At 44.9% G+C, this 24,926-nt stretch carries 25 protein-coding genes; 1 reads left to right on the forward strand and 24 read right to left on the reverse strand.

The window, feature by feature from the left end; translation table 11 throughout:
* Positions 1-5: 5 nt before the first annotated feature.
* The 18 genes from F7R58_RS02850 to F7R58_RS02935 all read right to left on the reverse strand — a co-directional run bounded on the left by F7R58_RS02850 (position 6) and on the right by F7R58_RS02935 (position 17,075).
* Positions 6-425 (reverse strand): DUF779 domain-containing protein, encoded by a 420-nt coding sequence (locus F7R58_RS02850; protein WP_158063451.1) that lies wholly within the window; start codon positions 423-425, stop codon positions 6-8.
* A 70-nt stretch (positions 426-495) separates the two neighbouring features.
* Positions 496-2,004, reverse strand: coding sequence for an aldehyde dehydrogenase family protein (locus F7R58_RS02855; RefSeq protein WP_158063452.1), 1,509 nt, complete (start codon positions 2,002-2,004; stop codon positions 496-498).
* A 301-nt stretch (positions 2,005-2,305) separates the two neighbouring features.
* Complete coding sequence (locus F7R58_RS02860) at positions 2,306-3,685, reverse strand: NADH-quinone oxidoreductase subunit N (RefSeq protein ID WP_158063453.1); 1,380 nt, start codon at positions 3,683-3,685, stop codon at positions 2,306-2,308.
* Positions 3,686-3,700: 15 nt separating this feature from the next.
* Positions 3,701-5,194, reverse strand: coding sequence for a NuoM family protein (locus F7R58_RS02865; protein WP_158063454.1), 1,494 nt, complete (start codon positions 5,192-5,194; stop codon positions 3,701-3,703).
* Between the two features lie 2 nt (positions 5,195-5,196).
* Positions 5,197-7,110 (reverse strand): NADH-quinone oxidoreductase subunit L, encoded by a 1,914-nt coding sequence (gene nuoL / locus F7R58_RS02870; protein ID WP_158065358.1) that lies wholly within the window; start codon positions 7,108-7,110, stop codon positions 5,197-5,199.
* Positions 7,111-7,116: 6 nt separating this feature from the next.
* Positions 7,117-7,446, reverse strand: a complete 330-nt coding sequence (gene nuoK, locus F7R58_RS02875; RefSeq protein WP_158063455.1) for an NADH-quinone oxidoreductase subunit NuoK — start codon at positions 7,444-7,446, stop codon at positions 7,117-7,119.
* 4 nt (positions 7,447-7,450) lie between these two features.
* A complete protein-coding gene (locus tag F7R58_RS02880; protein WP_158063456.1) occupies positions 7,451-7,948 on the reverse strand; it encodes an NADH-quinone oxidoreductase subunit J in 498 nt (165 codons plus the stop codon).
* 1 nt (position 7,949) lies between these two features.
* Positions 7,950-8,498, reverse strand: a complete 549-nt coding sequence (locus tag F7R58_RS02885) for a NuoI/complex I 23 kDa subunit family protein (RefSeq protein ID WP_158063457.1) — start codon at positions 8,496-8,498, stop codon at positions 7,950-7,952.
* Between the two features lie 47 nt (positions 8,499-8,545).
* Complete coding sequence (nuoH, locus tag F7R58_RS02890; RefSeq protein ID WP_158063458.1) at positions 8,546-9,607, reverse strand: NADH-quinone oxidoreductase subunit NuoH; 1,062 nt, start codon at positions 9,605-9,607, stop codon at positions 8,546-8,548.
* A gap of 49 nt (positions 9,608-9,656) precedes the next feature.
* Positions 9,657-10,667: a 2Fe-2S iron-sulfur cluster-binding protein gene (locus F7R58_RS02895; RefSeq protein WP_158063459.1), complete on the reverse strand. Its 1,011-nt coding sequence runs from the start codon at positions 10,665-10,667 to the stop codon at positions 9,657-9,659.
* 87 nt (positions 10,668-10,754) lie between these two features.
* Complete coding sequence (gene nuoF, locus F7R58_RS02900) at positions 10,755-12,113, reverse strand: NADH-quinone oxidoreductase subunit NuoF (RefSeq protein WP_158063460.1); 1,359 nt, start codon at positions 12,111-12,113, stop codon at positions 10,755-10,757.
* Between the two features lie 73 nt (positions 12,114-12,186).
* The gene (gene nuoE, locus F7R58_RS02905) at positions 12,187-12,696 is read right to left on the reverse strand and encodes a complex I 24 kDa subunit family protein (protein ID WP_158063461.1); all 510 of its coding nucleotides are present in this window, start codon (positions 12,694-12,696) and stop codon (positions 12,187-12,189) included.
* Positions 12,697-12,795: 99 nt separating this feature from the next.
* Entirely contained in the window at positions 12,796-14,019 is a 1,224-nt protein-coding gene (locus F7R58_RS02910) for an NADH-quinone oxidoreductase subunit D (protein ID WP_158063462.1), read from the reverse strand.
* Positions 14,020-14,044: 25 nt separating this feature from the next.
* Positions 14,045-14,539, reverse strand: coding sequence for an NADH-quinone oxidoreductase subunit C (locus F7R58_RS02915; protein ID WP_158063463.1), 495 nt, complete (start codon positions 14,537-14,539; stop codon positions 14,045-14,047).
* 35 nt (positions 14,540-14,574) lie between these two features.
* A complete protein-coding gene (locus F7R58_RS02920) occupies positions 14,575-15,132 on the reverse strand; it encodes an NADH-quinone oxidoreductase subunit B (RefSeq protein WP_158063464.1) in 558 nt (185 codons plus the stop codon).
* A gap of 65 nt (positions 15,133-15,197) precedes the next feature.
* Positions 15,198-15,569 carry an NADH-quinone oxidoreductase subunit A gene (locus F7R58_RS02925; protein WP_158063465.1) on the reverse strand — a complete coding sequence of 124 codons (372 nt, stop codon included), beginning with the start codon at positions 15,567-15,569 and terminating at the stop codon, positions 15,198-15,200.
* Between the two features lie 189 nt (positions 15,570-15,758).
* On the reverse strand, positions 15,759-15,947 hold the full coding sequence (locus tag F7R58_RS02930; protein WP_158063466.1) for a hypothetical protein: 189 nt from the start codon (positions 15,945-15,947) through the stop codon (positions 15,759-15,761).
* Between the two features lie 3 nt (positions 15,948-15,950).
* Positions 15,951-17,075, reverse strand: a complete 1,125-nt coding sequence (locus F7R58_RS02935) for a GNAT family N-acetyltransferase (RefSeq protein WP_158063467.1) — start codon at positions 17,073-17,075, stop codon at positions 15,951-15,953.
* Between the two features lie 123 nt (positions 17,076-17,198).
* Here F7R58_RS02935 and F7R58_RS02940 point away from each other — a divergent pair, with 123 nt between their 5' ends.
* Positions 17,199-17,891, forward strand: coding sequence for a zinc metallopeptidase (locus tag F7R58_RS02940; protein WP_158065360.1), 693 nt, complete (start codon positions 17,199-17,201; stop codon positions 17,889-17,891).
* Here the strand turns inward: F7R58_RS02940 and F7R58_RS02945 are convergent.
* From F7R58_RS02945 to F7R58_RS02970, 6 genes are all read right to left on the reverse strand, one after another.
* A complete protein-coding gene (locus tag F7R58_RS02945; RefSeq protein ID WP_158063468.1) occupies positions 17,888-18,490 on the reverse strand; it encodes an IMPACT family protein in 603 nt (200 codons plus the stop codon). The two genes, F7R58_RS02940 and F7R58_RS02945, sit on opposite strands and share 4 nt — an antisense overlap.
* A 2-nt stretch (positions 18,491-18,492) precedes the next feature.
* Complete coding sequence (gene ribD, locus F7R58_RS02950) at positions 18,493-19,512, reverse strand: bifunctional diaminohydroxyphosphoribosylaminopyrimidine deaminase/5-amino-6-(5-phosphoribosylamino)uracil reductase RibD (protein ID WP_158063469.1); 1,020 nt, start codon at positions 19,510-19,512, stop codon at positions 18,493-18,495.
* A gap of 58 nt (positions 19,513-19,570) precedes the next feature.
* Positions 19,571-20,092, reverse strand: a complete 522-nt coding sequence (locus F7R58_RS02955; protein WP_158063470.1) for a hypothetical protein — start codon at positions 20,090-20,092, stop codon at positions 19,571-19,573.
* A gap of 17 nt (positions 20,093-20,109) precedes the next feature.
* Positions 20,110-21,906 (reverse strand): DUF349 domain-containing protein, encoded by a 1,797-nt coding sequence (locus F7R58_RS02960; protein ID WP_410493614.1) that lies wholly within the window; start codon positions 21,904-21,906, stop codon positions 20,110-20,112.
* Between the two features lie 398 nt (positions 21,907-22,304).
* Positions 22,305-23,039 carry a shikimate dehydrogenase family protein gene (locus F7R58_RS02965; protein WP_158063472.1) on the reverse strand — a complete coding sequence of 245 codons (735 nt, stop codon included), beginning with the start codon at positions 23,037-23,039 and terminating at the stop codon, positions 22,305-22,307.
* 66 nt (positions 23,040-23,105) lie between these two features.
* A complete protein-coding gene (locus tag F7R58_RS02970) occupies positions 23,106-24,878 on the reverse strand; it encodes an endonuclease (protein WP_158063473.1) in 1,773 nt (590 codons plus the stop codon).
* Positions 24,879-24,926: the final 48 nt, after the last annotated feature.

The raw sequence follows: 24,926 nt of genomic DNA on the forward strand, positions 1-24,926 counted from the left end.
TTTTCCTAAAAACCTTGCTTCTTCACTTTTTCATATTCCATGTATTGGTGATAAAGCAATGTGTCTTCCAAATTATCAAGTTCCTGCTGACTGAAAAGCCGGTAATTGATCTTGAAGGTCTTTTTTTTAGCTGTTTCCAGTGAAAACCCACCTGCGCCGAAGCCTTCCACTACATCCAACTCAAAATGGCTGTATTTCCAGTATTCAAATAAATCATGATCTATCCAAAAATGAAAGCCGAGTACGGTCCCGATGCTTACATCCTTAGTTCTGGGATAAAAATGACCTTTACGGAAACACTGGGGCTGTGTCCCTTCACAACATCCACCCGCCTGGTAAAACATCAGCTCGCCAAATTCTTCGGAAAGCTGTCCTATAAGCTCCAATGCTGCTGGTGTTGCTGAAAATCTTGATATCTTATTCATTTGGAATTTATTAATGTTGATTTTTAAGCAAAGAAAGGCGGATTTTTTATGCAAATCCGCCATTTGTTAATTAGAAGAACCCTAATTTTTCTTTGCTGTATGAAATAAGCATATTCTTGGTCTGACGGTAATGATCGAGCATCATCTTATGGTTTTCCCTACCAATACCGGACTGCTTATATCCTCCAAAAGGTGCACCCGCAGGATAGGAATGATATTGGTTTACCCAAACTCTTCCCGCCTGGATCGCTCTGGGAACCTGGTACAGTTGGTGAGCATCACGCGTCCAAACGCCTGCACCCAAACCGTACATTGTATCGTTGGCTATCGCGATTGCTTCTGCCTCATCCTTGAACGTAGTTACCGCCAGAACAGGTCCGAAGATTTCTTCCTGGAAGACTCTCATCTTATTATGACCTTTAAGCAGTGTAGGCTGAACGTAATATCCATTCTCTAATTCTCCTCCCAGTTTGTTGGCATCTCCACCGGAAAGAACTTCACAACCTTCTTCCTGACCGAGTTTTATATAATTGAGGATCTTATCGTACTGAATTTTTGAAGCCTGTGCTCCAATCATTGTTGAAGTGTCCAGAGGATTCCCTGCTTTAATGGCTTTCACTCTCTCTACAACCCTCTCTATAAACTTATCGTAAATGCTTTCCTGAATTAGTAACCTGGACGGACATGTACAGATTTCCCCCTGGTTTAAAGCAAAGAGGGCCGCACCTTCCAGGGCTTTGTCGAAAAAGGCATCATCTTCATCCATTACAGACTCGAAAAATACGTTCGGTGATTTGCCTCCAAGTTCCAAAGTGACGGGAATGATGTTTTCGGTCGCATACTGCATCACCATTCTCCCTGTCGCTGTAGAACCTGTGAAGGCTGCTTTAGCCACTTTTTTGTTGGTTACCAACGCGTGTCCCAGTTCACCGCCAAAACCATTCACCACGTTCAGAACGCCAGGTGGCAGCAGATCTCCTATAAGCTCCATCAGTACGAGAATAGAAATAGGAGTGTTTTCGGCTGGTTTTAAGACCACACAGTTGCCCGCAGCCAGTGCCGGGGCTATCTTCCATACTGCCATAAGAATTGGGAAATTCCAGGGGATGATCTGAGCAACTACACCCAGGGGCTCATTCACGATCAGGGAGACAGTATTACTGTCCAGTTCCATAAGTGACCCTTCCTCGGCGCGGATTACACCCGCAAAATATCTGAAATGATCAATTGCCAGAGGTATATCAGCATTAAGTGTTTCCCGTATCGGTTTTCCATTGTCCATGGTTTCCACCACCGCGATCTTTTCCAGATTTTCTTCCATCCGGTCCGCTATCTTATTCAGAATAATACTTCTTTCGGTAACGGACGTTTTACCCCAATCCGTAAATGCAGCTTCGGCTGCGTTAACGGCCATTTCCAGATCCTGCTCATTGGAATGGGCGGCCTGGCTCATCACGGTCCCGTCCAAAGGTGTTATTACGTCAAAATATTTTCCGCTTGCCGGTGGCGTCCAGGTGCCGTTAATGTAGTTTTCATATCTTTCTTTCAGTTCAACTCTGTCATAAATTTTTGTACTCATATTAAAATTGTTTAAAAGATTGTTTTTAAAATTACCACTTTATTTGCTGATTTAAAAACAATTAGCGGTATAATACCGTTTGCACTTCAATTCGTGTTGATTGAAAATTTCAATTGAAATTGTTTGGACTGAAAAAAGCCTTCAGGAATTCCGAAGGGTTTACATCATTTAATTTGAATGCTGATCTAAAGTTAGGCGTTACTGTACGTTCGCAAATAAAAGTTAAATAATATAAATTGTTCAAAAACAAAGAGCGCAGCTCCTCTGAGCTGCGCTTTATATTTTTGTTGTTTTTTGTAGACTAAAGACCAAACTGCATGGCAAAAAGATCCGGATAAACACCCAGGGCTACAATGGCAACGATTACGAAGACAGCCAGGATATTATAAGTTAAAGTAACTTTTTCAGTGGTCTTGAAGCTGCTTTCGGTGAAGAAGAACATAGCGATGATCAAACGCAGGTAGTAAGCAATCGATATTGCTGAACCCAGCACCGCCACGAGCACAAGAAATGCTGCACCGTTCATAGCCTGTGCAAACAGAGAAAACTTACCCATAAATCCGGCAGTAAGCGGGATACCTGCCATAGACAGCATTGAAATCGCAGCCACTGTAGCCAGCAATGGTTCAGATTTAGCCAGACCTTTAAAGGCTGCATAGGAAGTTTCGCGTTTCAATTTCTCTACCCAAATCAGACTCATCATCACTCCTACAGAAGCCAGGGCATAGGCAAACAGGTAGAAGGCGAGATTGTAGGTAGACATATTATTCATGCCGAAGAAGATCAGGGCTATATAACCCGCATGAGAAACGGAAGAATAGGCCAGCATACGCTTGGCATTGCTCTGGGCCAGAGCCATTACATTGGCGAGGAACAGAGTGATGATCAGGAAGACACCTAATATATTCACCCACTCGTCATAAACACCTGCAAATGCGATTGTCATCAGTCTGAAAAGCGCATAGAACCCGGCAATCTTAACAACGCTCATCATGAAGGTGGTGATCAGTGAGGGAGATCCCTGGTACACGTCAGGACTCCACATATGGAAAGGTGCCAGAGCCACTTTGAAGGCCATTGCACAAAGCATCAGAATCATACCCATGATCAGCATTGCATCTTTTGGGAATTGCAGTGCATAAGCATGGATTGTATAAAGGTCGAAACTACCTGCGGTTCCGTAAACGAGCGTGATACCGAACAAAAGGAAACCGGTGGCAAAGCAGCCCATCAGGAAATATTTTAAAGAGGCTTCGTTGGAACGAAGATTGGTCTTGCTGGCCCCGGCCATTACATAAAGGGGAATGGACAGGATTTCAATACCCAGGAAGAGAGTTACCAGATTCTGATATCCGAAAAGCACAACAGCACCGGAAAGAGCAAAGAGCATCAGTGCGTACAGCTCCGACTGGTGGCTGCGGTGATTGCTGAATGAAAATCCACCCAGAAAAAACAGCAGAAGCGTGATGACAATTGAAATTTTGCTGAACAGCGCACTGTTGGGTCCAAACTCGTACATTGCCCGGTACTGGCTGAAGAACTGAGCTTCCGGCAGATAAGATACATACAGGGCCGCCAGCAATCCGGCAATCCCAATATACCTGGCCAGTTTACCCTGGTTAAAGACTCCCGAAAACAGGGCTACAACCGCTGTGAGAAATATAATTACTAATACACTCATTTCTTTATTATCAAATTAATTTACCATGGACTGGTAGATGAACTTCAATGAACTACTCACCATTTCAATTACCGGTTGGGGATACACACCGAAAAGGATAACCATACCGGCTAAACTGGCCAGAACTGCAAATTCCACATCGGAAAGGTCTTTTGCAGTCGCCAGAACCGCATCATCTCCGTTGGTGAACATCGCTCTGCCATAAAATCTGAAAAGATAAGCAGCAGCCAGTATGATGGTAATACCTGCAACGATAGCGGCCATCACACTGAAATCGAATATGGATTTCAGTAGGATAAATTCACCAATGAAACCGTTTGTAAGCGGTAACCCTACAGAACCTAAGATAACGATGAGGAATAGTACGGCAAACCGGGGTGCAACACGTGCAAGACCACCCATCTGACGGATGTCGCGGGTTTTGAATCTTTTATAAAGGATGTCGGCACAATAGAAGAGTGCCACCACATTGATACCGTGTGCGAAGGCCTGAACCATTGCACCGGTACCACCTTCAGTAGTAAAGGTACCCTTCATTACCAGCATTGCTGATGCAAATATCCCCGCCAGCATGAGGCCTACATGTGAAAATGAGGAATATGCGAGGATCCTTTTGGAATCATTTTGAATGAGTGCGATAAGTGCTCCGTGAAGTACGCCTATTATGGCCAGCATAATGACAATGGCACCGGAGATGCCTGCCACAGCCTCGGGTGTAACCGGTAGCAGATATCTGAGTACTCCGTACACAGCCATTTTCAGCATAATACCTGCAAGCAGCATGGTTCCCTGCGTGGGCGAAAATGTATAGGTGTCAGGCTGCCAGGTATGGAATGGGAAAACCGGCAGTTTTACCGCAAATGCGAAGAAGATAAACCAGAAGACTACCGTTTGCTGAGTAAGGTTCAGGTCGGCATTATACATATCCGTCAGTGCAAATGATGCCGAGTAATTGTAAACGTAGATGAATCCGGCCAGCATAAACAGCGATCCAACAAAGGTGTATACGAAGAACTTTGTTGTAAATTCAAACCTTTTGTTTTCCTGACCCCAAAGCCCTGCGATGAGCCAGATTGGAATAAGCGTTACTTCCCAAAAGATATAGAATAGAAGTCCGTCCAAAGCGGTGAAAACCCCTACAAGACCAAACTGCATAAGCAGGATCAGCGCATAGAAAGAATTTCTGTATAAAGTTTTCTCGTTGAATGAGGACAGGATGATTAGTGGTGAAAGGATGTTGGTAAGCATCAGCATCAGCATACTCATCCCGTCTATACCGAAATGGAGTTTGCTTTTTATGGAGACAAACCAGGCCTCGTTGATTTCGTGCTGCAGTACGCTGTCTACCGTAGGTTTGGTGTCAAAGGAGTAAAGTATGGCAAACGTAACCAACATCTGAACAATTGCAGTCCCGAAGGCGAGATATTTACCGGCCTTACCTTTGAAGGCAAACAGCAGTGCTGAACCGATTAGGGGTATAAGTAATAATGCTAATAGATGGTACGACATTATTATTGGATAAAAAAGTTAACAATCAAAATTATTCCTACAGCCAGGGACATGACCAGTACATAATTCTCTACATTACCGTTTTGGAGCCTCTTCATGGCTTTACCGCTGTCTTCAGCACCTTCGCCAATGAAGTTTACCAGCCTGTCCAGGACATTGTTGTCGAACATTTTGCCTGCACGTCCGAAACCTTCAGTAGTCCTTACGATCAGCGCGTTATAAAGTTCGTCGACATATAATTTTCTGGCAGACAGTTTCTCCCAGCCAGTGTATTTCTCTTCGGGAACCGGAAGGTGGCGTTTCACAACATACCTGTTCCTTACCAGAAACCAAACTATGAAGAACATAGCCACCGTAAGACCTAACAAAATCAGTTCTGTAGTAAGGGTTATTCCCTGCAGGTTGGCTTCCCGCTGGCTTTTGATATCTTCGGAAAGTAAGGGACTCAGCCATTGCTGCAGTTTTGAATAGTCGCCGTGAGCGATGATGTGCGGCAGGTTTATAAGACCACCAATAACCGATAGTACAGCCAATACCATAAGCGGCAGTGTCATGTTCAGCGGGCTTTCGTGCAGATGATGTTTCTGCTCTTCACTGCCACGGAACTCACCATGGAAGGTCAGGTAATAAAGTCTGAACATATAGGTAGCGGTCATCGCTGCAATCAGGAAAAGGATCACCCAGAAAACAGGTCCTTTAGCCCACGCGGCTACAAGGATTTCATCTTTTGAGATCATACCGGAGAAAAAGGGCATCCCGGCAATGGCGAAGGTTCCGATCAGAAAGTTGATATGAGTGATTTTTATCTTGTCCTTCAGTCCGCCCATGAAACGCATATCCTGTTCACCGCTCATTGCATGGATTACTGAACCTGAACCAAGGAAAAGCAGTGCTTTGAAGAAAGCATGTGTCATCAGGTGGAACATAGCAGCTGTATAAGCACCTACACCCAAAGCCACAAACATAAACCCAAGCTGTGAAACCGTGGAGTAGGCCAGAACTTTCTTGATGTCGTTCTGCCTCATGGCATAAAATGCAGCCAGGAAAGCTGTAAGCAAACCAATGAAGAGGATACCGTCCATCACAGTAGGTGCCAATACATAAAGGAAGTTTGAACGGAATACCAGATATACACCGGCAGTTACCATGGTAGCTGCGTGAATTAATGCTGAAACCGGTGTAGGCCCGGCCATGGCGTCAGGCAACCAGGTATATAATGGAACCTGGGCAGATTTTCCGACAGCACCTATGAAAAGAGCTGCACATATGAAAATGATGACAGACCCGTCTGCTTCAAACTTAGATGCGTTTTGAGCTACGGAAAGGTAATCCAAAGCATTGGTGTGAAAGGCGATCATAAATATACCCATCAGTAGACCCAGGTCACCGATGCGGTTCATTATAAATGCTTTTCTGGCAGCTTTCCCGTACTCCTTGTTTTTAAACCAGAAGCCAATTAACAGGTAAGAGCAGAGTCCTACACCTTCCCAACCGATAAACAGGATCACATAGTTGCTTCCCATTACAAGAAGTAGCATCATAAAGACAAAAAGGTTCAGGTAGGCAAAAAACCTGTGGAAACCTTTATCAGTATGCATGTAACCAATGGAGTACAGATGGATAAGCGAGCCGATTCCGGTAATGATCATAATCATCATCAGTGACAGCTGGTCTATCTGGAAGCTGAAGTTGATCTGGATACCATTGATGCGGAACCACTCGAAGGCCCGTACAATTATGGGCTGAGAGTCCTTGTCAAAATTCAGGAAGAGATACAGACCAATGCAGAAAGAAGCAAAAACAGCCAGGGAAGCTATCCCGCCAACCACGTTTTTTGGCAGCTGTTTTCCGAAAAGTCCGTTGATCAGAAAGCCGGCTAAGGGTAAGAGTATAATTGCAAAAATCAAGTTTTCCATCATCGTTTATCCTCTTAATTTGTTAAAAATACTGACATCCACTGATTTCGTGTTTCTGTACATCATCGCAATGATGGCCAGACCTACAGCCACTTCCGCGGCAGCAACGACCATGATAAAAAATACCAGGATCTGTCCGTGACCGTCGCCCATATAACTGGAAAATGCAGCCAGTAAAAGGTTTACCGAATTAAGCATAAGTTCCACACATCCGAGGATGATAATGGCATTTTTGCGGAGCAGGACGCCCAACACACCAAGGCTGAAGAGCAGTGTACACAAAATTACGAAGTAATTGAGCGGTACCGTCTGTATAAAAGTATTCACTTCTCCCATAATATTAGATATCTTTCTTACCAATAAGAACAGCTCCTACAATACCTGCAAGAATCAGGATGGAGGCAAGTTCAAACGGAACTACATATTCGTTAAACAATAGTCTTCCCAGATTTTTGGTCAGACCTACAGAGTAATCAATATCCGGGGAAGCAAGAATTTCCTCATTGAATCCGCGGAAAGCTCCCAGCATACCTACGAGCAGTATACCTGCACTGAAGACGCCGATAAATTTAAGTGTATTCTGCTTACGGCTTTCATCTTCCTTATTCAGGTTCAGCATCATTAGGATGTAAAGGAAAAGTACCATGATGGCGCCCGCATAAACGATTACCTGAACAATGCCCAGGAACTGAGCATTCAGCAAAACATACATTCCTGCAATCGAAAACATGGTTACGATAAGCGACAGAAGCGCATACATAGGATTTCGGGCAAAAACGAAATAGCCGGCACTGATTACTGCTATGGCAGCAACGATGAAAAATAAAATCTGTTCCATATTATTTCACTGCCTTTTTTTGAAGTTCAGACTGTCGGTCCGTGATGTCAATTCTGTTATTCACATCTTCCACCAATTTGTCTTTACCATAGATGAAGGAGCCTCTGTTCGTTTCAACATCTACCAGACGGTCGGTGAGGTAGATCGCAGACTTTGGACAGGCTTCTTCGCACATTCCACAAAAAATACAGCGCAGCATATTTATTTCGTACACAGCGGCATATTTCTCTTCGCGGTAAAGATCTTTTTCTTCTCTGGTTCTTTCAGCCGCCGTCATGGTTATGGCTTCTGCCGGGCAGGCTACGGCACACAGTCCGCAGGCGGTACATCTTTCGCGTCCTTCCTCATCACGTTTCAGTACATGAAGTCCGCGCCATACCTTAGCTCTGGGTTTTTCTACCTCCGGATAGGAAAATACCTTGCCTTTAGGTCCTTCTATTGCATGCCTCAAAGTGATGAACATGCCCTTCGCGATTTCCGGAAGGTATAGCTTTTCCATGAAGGTCATTTTCTTATTCGAAACAACTTTTGACCTGTTTGTAAGTTTCATTTAACTAAATTTCTTATTAATATTTGAAAATCAAATTTTCAAACTCTCTAATTTCCAAAAAGTAGGATTACAGCTCCGGTAATCACAAGATTGAGCAATGCCAGCGGAATTAAAGTTTTCCAACCTAAATGCATCAGCTGGTCATAACGGAATCTCGGGATGGTCCATCTTATCCACATAAATATCATAATACCGATGATCGCTTTGGACAGTATGGAGACAATGCTCAGGATCCCGGCCACGTTTTCGCCCCAGTTTTCGGCTACCCAACCCATTCCCGGATAGTTGAATCCACCAAAGAACAGCGTCGCTATCAGTGCGTTGGAGATGAACATATTCACATATTCACCGAACATGTACATTCCGAAGTTCATGGAAGAATATTCCGTCATATAACCGTTTACAAGTTCGGATTCACATTCCGGTAAATCGAAAGGGTGACGGTTGGTCTCTGCCATTGCAGCTACGAAGAAGATGATGAATGCCAGAGGCTGATAGAGGATGTTCCAGTTGAAACCGTCTACGGCAAACAGTCCCCAAAGTTTACCTGAACCCTGGTCCATTACAATTTTGTTAAGATCCAAACTACCGCTCATCATAATGATGGAAAGTAGGGAAAGACCCATGGCAAGTTCGTATGAAATCATCTGCGACGAGGCGCGTATGGCTCCTATAAGTGAATATTTATTGTTGGAGGCCCAGCCACCGATCATCATGCCGTAAACACCTATGGAAACCATTCCAATCAGGAACAGCACACCTACGTCGATATTTGCAATCTGAAGACTGAAGGACTCGCCACCGATGTTAAGTGTATTCCCCCAGGGAATCACTGCTCCGGTAACCAGAGCGATAAACATTGTGATGGACGGTCCCAGTATGAAAAGGAACTTCTCGGCACCTGCCGGAATAAATCCTTCCTTAAAGAAAAGTTTACCGCCATCGGCCAGTGGCTGCAGCAAACCGAAAGGTCCGGCTCTGTTCGGACCGATACGGTCCTGAAGAACAGCGGCAAGTTTACGCTCGCCCCAGGTAGAATAAGCTGCTATTCCCAGTGATACAGCAAATAATGCTAGTACCAGTATAATTTTAAAAGTGATTAATTCCATAAAAAATGTTCAAATGTTGGGATGTTCAGAATCCCTTTCCCACAATTTATTATTTTTCTGTTCTCTGATCGTCGGCTGTACTTATTTCCTTTGCATGCGAATTGTTAAGCAGGGTATGCTCGTCGGCAGGCTTCTGATAGTGGTTCAGCGAGATTACCGAGTGGCGCGAAATATGGCGCGGACCTTCGATAGTCCACTGCGAAAGGTCTTTACGTTCGAAACGGCATTCGTTACAGATCCAGTCTTCCACCTCGTCATACTGGTCTTTCCTGGCTGTAACACGTACGATCTCATCTCCCTTCATCCAAAGCACCGCTTTTCCGGCACATTTACCGCAGTTGCAGGTAGCATTCATCGGTTTGGTGAACCACACACGGCTTGCAAATCGCGCAGTTCTGTCGGTAAGTGCTCCCACCGGACAAACGTCAATTACATTACCGATGAAGTCATTGTCCAAAGCTTTGTTCAGGTAAGTTGAAATTTCAGCATGGTCGCCGCGGAACAGGATGCCGTGCTCCCTTTCTTCGGTAAGCTGATTGGCAGCCAGTACACATCTTGCACACAGGATGCAGCGGTTCATGTGAAGTTTTATATAAGGACCGATATCTTCCGGTTCAAATGTTCTTCTTTCAAAATCAGTACGTGTAGCCTGAACTCCATGCTCATAGCCAAGATCCTGAAGGTGGCATTCGCCGGCCTGGTCACAGATAGGGCAGTCCAGCGGATGATTTACAAGTAAAAATTCGGTTACGGCTTTACGGCCTTCCTGAGTTTTTTCCGAGGTCAGGTTCTTAACTTCCATCCCGTCCATCACGCCTGTACGGCAGCTGGCTACAAGTTTGGGCATCGGGCGCGGATCCGATTCGGAGCCTTTGGAAACTTCCACCAGGCAGGTACGGCAACGACCTCCACTGCTTTCCAGCGGTTTGTAGTAGCACATGGCCGGGGGAACGGATTTGCCACCGATCTGTCTGGCGGCTTCCAGTATAGAAGTGCCGGGCATAACTTCAGTAGTCTGTCCGTCTATGGTTATCTTGAATTTTTTAATTTCTGTGCTCATATTTATCAGCTTTAAGCCTGCTCATTGGGCTATATTGTCCCTGTAAGGGGTATTTGCGATTTAAAAATTCCGCTGGTGGACCCGCGTTTATATATTGGCGGCAGGTACCGGAATTGGGTCTGCATATCCGGCCAGACCGTAATTCTGAGTCTGGGCAAGCTCAGGATTGTTGATATGCCACTCAAATTCATCGCGGAAATGACGTATGGCCGCGGCAACAGGCCAAGCAGCTGCATCTCCAAGCGGGCAGATGGTGTTTCCTTCAATCTTTCTCTGAACGTCCCACAGAAGATCAATGTCTTCCATTCTTCCTTCGCCACTGTTTATTTTTTTCAGGATCTTATACATCCACGGTGTTCCTTCGCGGCAAGGTGTACACTGACCACAGCTTTCGTGCGCGTAGAAGCGCGCTAATGTCATCGTGTGCTCTACAATGCACTGGTCTTCATCCAATACTTCGAAACCGCCGGAACCCATCATGGTTCCTGTAGCGAATCCGCCATCGGACAGGGATTCGTAATTCATCAGTCGTGGTTCACCGTTGATGGTTTTCAGCATCAGGTTAGCCGGCAGGATGGGAACGGAGCTTCCGCCCGGGATACAGGCCTTGAGTTTCTTTCCGTTAGGTATGCCGCCACAGTATTCATCAGAATAAATAAATTCCTCTACAGTGATCGTCATGTCAATTTCGTAAACCCCCGGTTTGTTGATGTTACCGCAGGCAGAGATCAGTTTTGTACCGGTAGATTTACCCACACCGATCTTGGCATACTCCGCTGCGCCGATGTTGATGATTGGGACTACTGCTGCAATTGTTTCTACATTATTCACTACAGTCGGACTTTCCCAAAGACCTTTTACAGCAGGGAAAGGTGGTTTCAGACGCGGATTTCCTCTTTTACCTTCCAGAGATTCCAATAGGGCGGTTTCTTCACCGCAGATGTAAGCTCCTGCACCACGCTGAACATAAATTTCACAGTCGAAACCGGTACCCAGGATGTTCTTGCCTAAAAATCCGTTGTTTCTGGCTTCTTCAATAGCTTCCTCCAGAATGTCCGGAATCCAGGAATATTCGCCGCGTATGTAGATGTAAGCTGTGTTGGCACCCAAAGCAAAGGAAGAGATTATCATTCCCTCAATAAGGATATGTGGCAGGAATTCCATAAGGTATCTGTCCTTAAAGGTTCCCGGTTCGGATTCATCAGCATTAACTACCAGATATCTGGGTACGCCTTCCGGTTTGGCCAGGAAACTCCATTTCAGTCCGGTAGGGAAGCCCGCACCTCCACGGCCACGAAGACCGGAGGCCTTCACTGCTTCCACAATTTCTTCCGATGACATTTTTAGGGCTTTTTCAACTGCTTCATAACCTCCCTGCTTGCGGTAAGTATCGAAGTAGCGAATCCCTTCTATGTGTGCGTCCTTAAGTAAAAGTTTTTTACTCATTTTATTTATATTGCCAGAGTCAGAACTCTGCATTGATTATTGTTAATGAAAAAACTGATTTGAAATATGAATTCTAGTCCAGCGCAATGGCACCCTGACGGCATAATTCAATAATTTCATCTACTTTTTCAACGGTCAGATTTTCGTGATAAAATTTGCCCAACTGCATCATCGGCGCATAGCCGCAGGCACCGAGACACTCCGCAGGCTTTAAGGTGAAAAGGCCGTCTGCAGACGTACCGCCGTCGCTGATGTTCAGTTTTGTTCGGATATGATCCAGGATTTTCTCACTGCCTCTTACCATACAGGGACCTGTCCTGCAAACTTCAAGAACATACTTACCCACAGGTTTCATGTTAAACATGGTGTAGAAAGTCGCAACTTCGTAAACCTCGATAGGTTTCAGCTGAAGCACCTGCGCTACATAATCCATAACGGGAACATCCAGCCAGCCGCCAAATTCCTTCTGCGCAATGTGCAGGACAGGAATCAGGGCAGATTTCTGTTTGCCTTCCGGATATCTTTTGGTTATTTTTATAACCTGTTCTAAAGTTTCAGGTTTGAAAGCTATAGTATCGCTCACTTTTTTAAATTTTTAATTTTAGATATCGAATCTAAACCATTTCAATTTTTACATTGGTCCGGATCATTTTAAAACATCATCCAAAGCCGATAATTATTTCTACGCGTCCAGTTCGCCGGCGATCACGTTCATTGAACACATCGTTACGATGGCATCGGAGATCATGGATCCTTTTATCATTTCGGGGTACGCCTGATAATAGATGAAGCATGGTCTGCGGAAGTGAAGCCTGTAAGGAGTTCTGCCGCCATCGCTCACCAGATAGAAACCAAGTTCGCCGTTTCCGCCTTCCACCGCGTGGTAGACTTCACCTTTCGGAACATCGGTTTCACCCATCACAATTTTGAAGTGATAGATCAGTGCTTCCATATTATTGTATACTTCAGCTTTCTCGGGCAGGTAGAACTCAGGAACATCAGCGTGGAAAGGTCCTTCAGGCAGGTTTTTATAAGCCTGCTCTATAATTTTCAGACTTTCCCAAACTTCCTGCTGGCGCACCATGAACCTGTCGTAAGTATCGCCCGCACTGCCTACCGGAATGATGAAGTCAAAATCCTGATATGAAGAATACGGACTTGCAACACGTACATCGTAATCTACGCCCGCGGCCCGAAGGTTAGGACCGGTAAAACCGTAGCTTAGAGCACGTTCTGCCGAAATTGCACCTACCTTGATGGTACGGTCCATGAAGATTCTGTTTCTTTCGTTAAGTGCACAGAATTCGCCCCAGATCTTAGGGAATTTCTTCAGCCAGTTTTGCAGAAGTTCATGGAATTTTGGGTTAAAATCCCTTTCAAATCCCCCAATGCGGCCCATGTTGGTAGTCATTCTGGCACCGCAGATCTGCTCGTACATTTCATAGATGGCCTCTCTTTCGCGGAAGAGGTAGGTAAGACCGGTAATCGCTCCGGCATCCATGGCGGTAACACCGTTACATACCATATGGTCGGCGATACGTGCTAGTTCCATCATGATAACGCGCATATAATCTACACGTTTTGGAACCTCGCAGCCAATCAGTTTCTCAACCGTCATGTGCCAGCCCATATTATTGATGGGTGCTGAACAGTAATTCATACGGTCGGTGAGGGTAGTAATCTGAGCGAAATTCCGTCTCTCGGATATTTTTTCAAAAGCACGGTGAATGTAACCTACGGTCTGTTCGGAGTGCAGGATTCGCTCGCCGTCCATGGTAAGCACATTCTCAAAAATTCCGTGGGTAGCCGGGTGGGTAGGTCCCAAATTCAGCGTGTATAACTGCCCGTCTATATGCTCAGAAGAGTCGTACTGTGTGATTATATTTGATAGTGCGTTGTCTTTCATTATATTGACTTTAAGTCATGAACATTTATCTGCCGAACATTTTATCTTCCTTGTCTGTTCTGGTTCCGTCTTCCAGGCGGTATTCCTTGTACATCGGGTGATACCCAATATCTTCCATATTAAGGATGACACGCAAATCAGGATGACCTTTGAATTTAAATCCGTAGAAATCGTAAGTTTCCCTCTCCATCCAGTTGGCTCCTGCAAAAAGGTCGGTAACTGAGTCGAATTCTGCGCCTTCCCTTTTTGTAAAGGCCTTCAGCCTTACACGTACTCCCTGACGCATATTATGCAGATGGTAGATGACACCAACCTCTTTTTCATGGTCTTCGGGATAGTGGATTCCGCAAATATCGGTAAGGAAGTTAAAATCCAGCGAAGAATCCCTGAGGTGGTGGATGACCTTCTTGATGTCTTCCTTCTTAATCTCAAGGGTCAGCATGCCGTAAGGTTCAGAAGCAGAAATGACACTGTCCGGAAACTCTCTTTTAATCGCATCTAATACAAAATCGTTAGTCATAATTGGTTTCAGAAGGGTTGCTGTATTCAGGCAGATTATTTAATTCCGTAAGATTCCAGAAGATTTTGATATTCAGGCATATCTCTCCGGCGGATGCTTTCGCTCTCGGCCAGTGCCTGCACCTGCATCACGCCTTCGATGATCTGCTCCGGTCTTGGCGGGCAGCCGGGTACATAAACATCTACAGGAATTATTTTATCTATGCCCTGCAACACGGAGTACGTGTCGAAAATTCCTCCACTGCTCGCGCAGGCTCCCACAGCGACTACCCAGCGTGGCTCTGCCATCTGTGTATATACCTGCTGAAGAACAGGGCCCAGCTTCTTGGATATTGTTCCGCACACCATAAGCATATCAGCATGTCGCGGCGAGAAGGAGTTTCTTTCCATCCCGAAACGTGACCCGTCGTAGGTAGGATTCAGGAAAGCCATATATTCAATACCACAGCAGGAGGTGGCAAACGGCAAAGGCCAAAGTGAGTGCTTTCTCGCCAGGCCTACAACACTGCTGAGCTGGGTGGCAAAGAACCCTTCGCCCTCAAGTCCTGCAGGTGGTTGGGCATCCATACGGATTACCGGTTTATTATCAGACATAATTATTTCTTTAAAAAGTTAAACATATCCGCGGGAATACCTAAGTACTTTACCCGCGAATTAATTTATTTGTCCCAGTCCAGGGCGCCGCGTTTCCAGACATATACAAATGCCATAAAGAAAACGGATACAAACATCAGTACTGCCAGAAATCCTTCCATCCCGAATTCGCGGAAATTGACCGCATACGGATAGAAGAAAACGATCTCAATATCAAACAGAACAAAGAGAATGGCTGTAAGGAAATATTTAACTGAGAATGGAGTTCTTGCATTCCCCTCAACTTCAATGCCGCACTCAAAACTTTCGTTTTTACGGGTATTGGATTTTTGCTGTTTTGGTCCCAGAAAATGGGTTCCTGCCAGTGAAAGCAAAACGAAACCAAGGCCAACTGCTGCCTGTATGAGGATGGGAATATATGATTCAGGTAAACTCATGTAAATTATTTTTTAAATTTAATTAACAGCGGAAGAAGGTTCCTAAACCCCAGTTTCCGCAGTTACAACCTAGTCCTGGTAAATACAAGATGCAAATTTAGGTATTTATAGGCAACAGGCGAAATATAACCAACATAAATAATCCGGCGTAGAAAAAAGAGAGAACTAATTTAGAATAATTCCAAATAATTACTTTTTTGAAATATTCCTGATCTTTTTCAGCGCCAGAAAAGCCAGATAAGCGATATAAAGAAACAGTATGCTGGCAAAAAGTATATTGACGATTTCGTTGAGCCGCGGATCCTGCAACTGAAAAAACCGGTTGTAAAGGATATACGCCGCAATGAGAACTGCGTAAATGATAAGTTGTTTTTTCATTATCTATACTAATTTTGAAAATGTGGCCCGGCGTTTATGATTTACCGGATTATAGTCCTGCCAAAGCAGCTGTATGGCTTTATTATCTGCCAGTTCAGGATTGGTTTCCAGGTACTTAACACCTTTACGTTTGAAGATGTCATAGATCTCCTTGAAAATGATGGACGTTACCCCCCGCTTCTGGTAATCGGGATGGATACCGATCAGGTAAAAGTTCGCTCTTTCATTCTTTTTGCCAGCCTGCAGGAAATGCCACCATCCAACCGGCAGCAGGTGGCCGTTGGCCTTTTGAAGAGCCTCGGAATAAGAAGGCATTGTAACTGCAAAAGCAATTAGGTTGTCATCTTTGTCCGCGATGCAGATGATGAAGTCCTTATCCAGCAGTGAAAAGTACTTATCCTTATAACTCTGAACCTGTTCCGGTGTAAGCGGCGTGTACGTAGACAGCGTGCTGTATGTTTGATCCAGAAGTTTGAACATAGGGTCCACCAGTGGCAGAAATTCCTTCTTCGACCTGAATTTCATTACCCGGAGTTGGTATTTTTCTTTTATCAGTTCGTTGAACTTCACCACTTTCTCCGGCAAAACTTCAGGAAAAACGATTTCATACTCTACCCATTCCTTTTCTCTGGTCAAGCCCAGTTTTTCAAAGTGAATTGGATAATATTCATGGTTATAAATGCCGATCATTGTGGCCATTTTGTCAAAACCCATGGTCAGGGTTCCGGCCTTGTCCAGATTTGTAAATCCCATGGGACCTTCAATTTTTGAAATACCGTTAGCCTTTGCAAATTCTTCTGCTTTCTCCAGAAGTGCCCTGGATACATTTAGGTCATTGATAAAATCGATCCAGCCAAACCGTACTTTGCTGATTCCCAATTCCTCCTTTTCCTTTCCGTTGATGATTACTGCAATCCGTCCTACAGTTTTACCGTCTTTCCTGGCCAGAAACTGTTTGGCTTTGCAATAGGCCAATGCAGGATTTTCGCGGGGATCCCACGTCTCCCGTTCGCCCTGTATGAGGGATGGTACGTAATTTTTATTATTTTTGTAGAGTTCCATCGGGAAGCGGATAAATTCCATTAATTCTTTCCCGGATTTTACTTCCATCACCTGGATTTCAGACATCGTTTTCGTACTTTGTTTTGTGATGAACAAATATAACGGAAAGCATGTTAAAAATGCTGGTATTTGGCATAGTTTTTAGAGGAAAAGAGGTACAGAAAAGACAGATAGAAAGATAAAGTTATGATGACCTATTATTTAATTATTGGTGTAGTATTTATCATCAGTATGATCGTCCAGAACCGCTTGCGGTCAAAATTTGAGCATTACTCAAAAGTACATCTCCAGAACGGGATGTCCGGAAAGGAAATTGCAGAGAAAATGCTGCGTGACAGTAATATTCACGATGTGCAGGTAATTTCGGTTCCCGGCCAGCTTACCGATCATTACAATCCTATGAACAAGACAATTAACCTTTCGGAAGGTGTTTATATGCAGCGAAATGCAGCGGCTGCAGCGGTTGCAGCTCATGAAACGGGCCATGCAGTTCAGCATGCGGTAGGTTATTCCATGCTGCAGCTCAGATCCAAGATGGTACCGATGGTAAATGTTGCCTCCAGACTGCTGCAGTTTGTACTAATGGCTGGTATTGTGTTGATGGCAATGAGTGGCTCCAAGACGGTATTACTGATCGGAGTTATTCTATTCGCAGTAACTACAGCGTTTGCCTTTATTACTTTACCGGTAGAATATGACGCAAGCAAAAGAGCCTTGGTTTGGCTAAAAACATCGGGTACACTGGCCAATAATGCAGAGTATGCAGGGGCGGAAGACAGCCTGAAATGGGCAGCACGTACTTATGTGGTGGCAGCCCTGGGATCTCTTGCGCAACTCATTTACTTCGCATCCATGCTTGCCGGAGGAAGAAGTAATGATTAATTCCGGAACTTAAATGAAACATGCTGCATCTCCGATAACTGATCGGAGATGTTTTTTTTATGGGTGAGCGTGAGCGAGGCGGTGATCATACATGAATTTGCTGACCTGAAATCCAAAATCTTTGCACCATATCTGTTCAGCAGGGTGAACACAGTATTCTGCAGACCGAACGGAAATTCAACGTCCAGTTCACATTCCAGTTCCCGGGCAATTATAATTCCCGCTTCCAGTGTGGCTTTTGCACATTCCTTATAGGTCTTCACCAGACCCGAAACTCCAAGTTTTGTTCCGCCGTAGTAGCGCACGACCACCACCAGGATATTAGTCACACCGTGGGCGAGCAACTGATTGTAAATGGGAAGACCCGCACTTCCTGAGGGCTCACCGTCATCATTTGCACGGTATTTTTCCCCATTGATGCCAAGCCGATAGGCATAACAATGATGGGTGGCTTTCGGATGTTCATCTTTCAGGGTTTCCAGGCGTTCGCGAATTTCCGCTTCACTCTGCACATTCCACGCAAATCCGATGAAACGGCTGCCTTTCTCCTTCAGAATGATGTCTTCAACAGGCTGCTGAAGGGTATTGTAACTGTGCATGATCAATTTCGGTAAAATTCAATGACATTATCACGGTAAATCTCTTTCTTTTCAGGAAGGGCATTCCACAAGGGTGCTTTCGTCCCGGATTCCAGAAGCAGGCCTGGATTACGGATCAGAATGGCTTCGTCCCACAGATCCGCGTCTATGAACTGCTGAAGGGTAAAACTTCCGCCTTCAACGATCAGCGACTGTATTTCCAGGGTGTAAAGTGTTTCCAACATTGCCTGAAGGAAGTTTTCGGCAGGTATCTTAATCAGCCTGAAATTATCTTCAGTTCCGGTTTCAAGAAAATTAAATATAATTGTGGGGGCTTCGCCGTCATAAATCTTCTGATGCCGCGGAACAATCAGATGCGGGTCTATAAGGATTCTAACCGGATGGTTTCCCGGAATATGCCTTACTGTCAGTCCCGGGTTGTCGCGCAGTGCAGTAGTGGCACCCACGAGGATGGCATGTTCATCTGCTCGCAGCTGATGGGTGAACTGATTCACAAGATCGTTGGATATACGCGCCGGTGTAAAGCCCTGATCCAGGAATCCATCGCCCGACTGAGCCCATTTCAGGATAATATGCGGACGTTTCTTTTCATGATAAGTAAAAAAACGCCTGTTCAGTATGCGGCTGTCTTCTTCCAGAATACCGGAAATTACCGCGCAGCCGCCCTCTTTCAGGATCTGTATTCCTTTTCCGTCTACTTTATCATGCGCATCACGCGCGCCTATCACCACTTTTTTAATGCCTGCCTCAACAATGGCATTCGCGCATGGCGGGGTGCGACCGTAATGAGCGCAGGGTTCCAGTGAAACATAAATGGTTGCGTTCTTCAGAAGTTCAGGATTCTTAACGGAATGAATTGCATTGATTTCCGCGTGTGCTTCGCCGGCTTTGTGATGGTAGCCCTCGCCGATAATACGGTTATCCGAAACAATCACACTTCCCACCAAGGGGTTAGGGTAGGTCTGTCCGCTGGCTTTCCGGGCCAGCTCAATACATCTGCGTATGTAAAATTCGTGGTTCATGGTTATAAAAAACACCCAACTTATGTTGAGCGTTATTACTGGTAAATATAGGGTGGCCTTAATATTCCGGCTTGATCTGAATCATTTCCGGCAGCTTAGTTACAACTGATTCTTTATCGGGATTACCACCGAAATACTCAATCACAAAACTTCCCTTGGACTTTGCATCTACGGCATTCACATTTCCGATCAGGATTTCCCTCCTCTCGGCTTTCTTATCTGTTGTATAAAGATATTTGATGCTGTGAAATCCTTCATCATCACTGTTCATCTCAACCTCAGATAATTTTTTGTCGTCACTACCTTTAATTTCCTCGGCTTTCAATTCCCAAATTTGCACAGCTTCTTGACCAGGATGAAAGGACACCATTACACGGTCACCGGCAGGGGATTTAGGTTGATATTCCTGCGTAATCACTCTGGTCTTCGGATTAACGCTGCTTTTTGTAAGCTTATATTCTACTGTAGCGTCGGCAGTTTCAAGTTTGAGCGGCCCCGGTACCCCGAGTCTGTCCTTCTGTTGTGCAAATGCGGTTAATGCAGCGAAGATGAATAATGTTTGTAAGGTTTTCTTTAGCATAATATTTCTGTAAATGATTATTCGCCGGTGATCATATGATGAAGGCTTTGCTTCATTGATTCAAGCTGGGATTTCTTTTCTTCGATTTTCTTATAAGTATCCTTCAATAACGGATTTTCCGGCGTGGGATTGTGGAAGAAACCAAGATTATTTTCCAGTTTAACAATTTCAGCTTCCAAATCGGCAATTTGGTTCTTGATTTTTCTGGCCTTATCGGTTACCTGATTTTCGGATAGACCCTCCTCTTTCAGGTCGTAATCGTGGATTTTGTTGAGTTTCATCTTCTCTCTCAGCACCCTGTTAAAATCTGTGTTGATGGATAATTTCTCACGGGGAACTTTGCCGATACTGTTCCAGCTGTTTTTGATCTGTTCAATTTTTTCCACGCTGCCTTCAGCTTCCTGCACTTCAGACAATTCGTCCAGCAACGCTTTTTTCTTCTTATAGTTTTCCTTCCAGTTATCACCGCCTGAATCATTCTTGGCGCGGTAATTTTCAAAAAAAACATTGCAGGCATTTCGGAATTCATCCCAAACTTTGTTGGTCATGCTTCGCGGTACGTGGCCGATTTTTTTCCAGTCTTCCTGCAGTTTTTTGAACAGAGGTATCGCGGTTTCCCAGTCTTCCGTGTTCATATGCGCCTTAGCCGTTTCTATAAGCTTCAGTTTTTCATCCAGGTTGTGCTGCTGACTGTTTTTCAGGCCTTTATAAAACTCATTCTTACGGTTATTAAAAGTGCGAAGTACCTGCTTAAAGTCATTCCAGTTCTGATTGGAGATCTTGCGAGGTACGCTGCCGGTTTTCAGAAACTCAGTACGCAATTCCTCTACCTGCTTTATTGCATTTTGCCAATAGTTGTGATTGGGATCTTTTTCCGGCTGAACCAGTTTCTTAATCTGCTCTATAATGCCGTTCTTCTTTTCCAGATTGGCGGTTTGCTCACTTTCTATCTGGCTGCTTAGTTCGGCCCGGCGTTCGTGCACCCTGTTTGAAATTTCCTTAAACAGCTGCCAGGTTTTCTCGCGGAATTCCTCTGCTACGGGTTCTGCCTCTTCTTTCCAAAGTTTGTGCAGGTACTGCAGTTCATTCAGTGCTTTCTGTACAGACGGCTCGTTTTCCAGTTCCCGGGCGCGGGCAATTATATGTTCACGCTTTTCCAGGTTGTGAGCATATTCCTGTTCCAGATATTCTTTGTTCATATCAAGCATCTGGTAAAACTGATTAAGATGGTGGAAGTAATTATTGTTCAGTAATTTGAATTCCGACTTTGGAACCTGTCCGGCCTGGCTCCAGGCCTCCTTAATCTCACGAATCTCCCGGAAAAAGTTGGTACCAACCTCAGAGTTGGTATACAGATTTTTTAACCGTTCAATAACGGCTTGGCGTGTTTCCATGTTTTTCGCATGTTCTTCTTCCTGCTTTCTGTGGAATTCGTCCTGTTTTTCCCGATAAATGTTACTTAGGCCCGAAAGTTTCGCTTTGGAAGGATGTTCATAGCTGAAGTCCTCCTCACCATTTCCCGCGGATGCCAGTTCCTGCTTCTTCTCTTCGGTTTCGTCATGAATAATTCGTGAAGCCTCATCCCGGAGTTTGGCAAATAATTTAAAATCCGCTCCGCCATCCTTGCTGTTGATGACCTTTTCCATCCGGTCAAAAATTTGCGTCAGGGACAGGCCCGAAACTTCGTCGTCAGCAGCGTGCCTTTCCTCCTGATTTTTCTCAGCTGCGGTATTTTCTTCTTCAGACGTGGCAGTATTGTTATTTACTGATGCTCCAGTCGCTGGTTTGGGGGTTTCTGGCTCCTGCACAGGCATCGGTTCAGTATCGGTTGTTGGTGCTTCAACGGGCGTTTCGGAAACACCGGGACTGGAAGGTTCCTCCTCGCCAGAGCTGCTTTGCTCAGCCGAAACCTCCACATCAGGTACAGTTACACCTGATTCGGCAGTTGCTTCACTGACCTGTGGAGTCGCTGTGTTAGGCTCAGTTGGTAATTCGGAAACAGTTTCCGGCTGTTGTACATCAGCAGGTTTTTTTTCTTCGTTCTCGGAGTGGGATGGTTCCGGTGTCATAGCCAGTCTTTTTTAGTTATATTTCGTTAAATGGTGATTCAGTTGCTTACAGCAACTGTTTTGTGCAATAAATATAAACAAAAATTATAACTCACAGAAAAGGTAACCTCAAACGTGCACTGATTGTTTGTGGATCATCCTGTTCACGCCTCCCTATTCCAAATTTCCCAGGCTTTTTCTGCCTGCTGCTCCAGCATCATCTGCCCGTTAGCAGTTATGGCGCCCCTTGAGGCAGATTCACGCAAAAAAAGGGTTTGGGAGGGATTGTAAATAAGGTCTATGACCAGATGTTGAGAGGACAGGGCATCGAACGGAAAATTTAAACAGTCCTCAATATTTGGAAAAGTACCCACTGGGGTAGTTTGTATAATGATCTTATGAGCCTGTACCTCTTCAGCTGTAAGTGTATCGAAATTGAGCGCGCCTTTTCTGTAAACGGTATTATACGGAATTTGATGGTGCTTTAGCACAAATTTAACCGCTTTAGCTGCACCTCCATTACCTAAAACAAGTGCGGACCGGTGATGATCCCGTTTCAGCCTCATCAGGGTGGCCTCAAACCCTGCTGCGTCGGTATTGTATCCCTTCAGTTGACCGTTCCGGACTGCAACAGTATTTACGGCACCAATCATCTTTGCTTCTTCGCTGAGGCTGTCCAGCAGCGGAATGATCTTTTCCTTGAACGGAATGGTGACGTTAAAACCACTTAATTTTTCTTTTTCACAAAACTGCCTTAAACTTTCGAGGTCATTAAGATCAAATATTTTGTATGAATAGTTATCCAGACCGAGCTGCCTGAATTTCTCTGTAAAGTATTTTCCCGAAAAAGAATAGGAAATATTCTGTCCGATCAGACCAAACTTTTTTGCTGCACCCATGATTCAAAAGTACAAAAAAGGCCGGTTAAAATGCCGGCCTCACTTTTTTTGGATGTACAGTAAATGCTATTTCACAATGAATTGTATTGATTTACCGTCCACGGTCAGGAAATAGACTCCTGATTTTAAATTAGTCAGTTTAATGCTGTCCGATTTTACAAAGGGTTTTGCCACACTTTGAACCAATCTTCCGTCTGCGCTGTAGATATCTGCTTTGAGGACCTTTTTCAAATCAGTACCTTTTACAAAGATCTCATCGTTTACCACAGGATTTGGATAAAGGCTGAGGTTCGGCACTGTGGAAGTTTCGCCTGTACTTAGGGTATAGCAAGTCCAGCTAAGGTCGTCAAAGGCCACACGGTTACCGGTGATGCTGTTGTCGGTGATGCTGATCACGGCATTACCCGATATATTGAGATTGTCTACAGTTGTGGTTACCGAAGTGTCCGGTGTGCCGCTGTAGGGGATGGTTCCTACAATATTGCCGTTTACGCGAAGGTTAAATGTACCTGCATTAGCGCCAAATTTTAGCTGTGTAGTTACCGTAATGCTTTTGATTCCGCCCGTAACAGTCGAAGAGGTCAGGGATCCGTTTCGGATGGTGACAGCACGGCCGTTAATGGTTTGGTCGGTACGGGCGTCCGTTGCCGTCCAGGTAATATTGTTGGAAGTCCAGGTACGGACTGCGTAACCACTGTTATTGGCCGGCATTCCGTCAAAAGTTTCGGTCCCGCAACTTCCGCCAGGTGTGCCTGCCGAAGTAGTTGCCGTTACGGTATTGCTCGCAGGTGAAAGATTACCCGCCAGATCTTTGGCAATCACGTGAAAAGTGTAGGCGGTAGCAGGTGCAAGTCCGCTAACCGTTGCCGACGTTCCTGAAACAGTAGAATGGTACACACCGTTAACATAAATATCATAAGCCACCACAGCAATATTATCGGTAGAGGCAGTCCAGTTTAAAGGAACCGAAGAGCTGGTAGGAGTACCTGCGGTAAGTCCTGCCGGCGCGCTGGGAGCAATAATGTCTGAAGTACCCCAAATCGTATTTACCCATTGAGGGTTGTCAATAAAGGGATTTCTGTTACCCTGAAAGGTGTATGAAGCATTGTTTATGGCAATTTCTACCTGTGAAACAGGATCCTGCGCGTGCCACAGCAGGAGCTGCTGCAATTGCCAGGACTGCAGGCCCGGGTAAGCAGAGCCACCCAGCATATCGCCTGAACTGAAGCTGCTTAGCTGGTTTTCATATCTTGTTACGAAATAAAAGATCATTCTGGCTACGTCACCTTTGAACGCGTCAATGGGCTCGAAAACCGTACCGCTGAAGCCCGGAGAAACCGAAGTTCCCAGTTTTGACCCGTTTAACGAAGTGAATGTAGCTGAACCTACCATTCCAAAAGGAAAGTTACTTCTCATGCCGTTTACCTTACCGTCTGTAGCGCGAACGAAATGAATGTCATTTTTCATGGGGCTGGCTTCATTGAAAAGACTTTGTGGTACAATGTGTTCACGGTTGTAGCAGTCGCCTTCACTGGAGTAATTGCCGCACTGATCTGTTATGGGAGTAAAAGTATAGGGATCCGGACCTGCCACATTTTCGGAGTAGATATCAAGGATAGTACCGTCATTTTCGTAAAAATAATCGCGGTCTGTAGTCAGGTAGCCGGTCCAGAGACCGCCGTAACCCATATCCGAGTGCCCGTTGGTAATGATGATGCTTAGCTGTGTTTTCAACTGTGCGCCGGTGCCTGTAGCGCCGTTGTAATAGCCTGCAGGTGGCTGTGCGGAAAGCAGGCCGAAAAACAGACTCAGAATAAATATTACTGATGACTTTTTCATAATGTCTTGAACTGTAAAAAATTGGAAGGCAAAATTACTAAAAAAATA

Origin of the sequence: Chryseobacterium sp., from assembly GCF_008831505.1 — a bacterium.
In the GTDB taxonomy this organism is placed as follows: Bacteria; Bacteroidota; Bacteroidia; order Flavobacteriales; family Weeksellaceae; genus Marnyiella.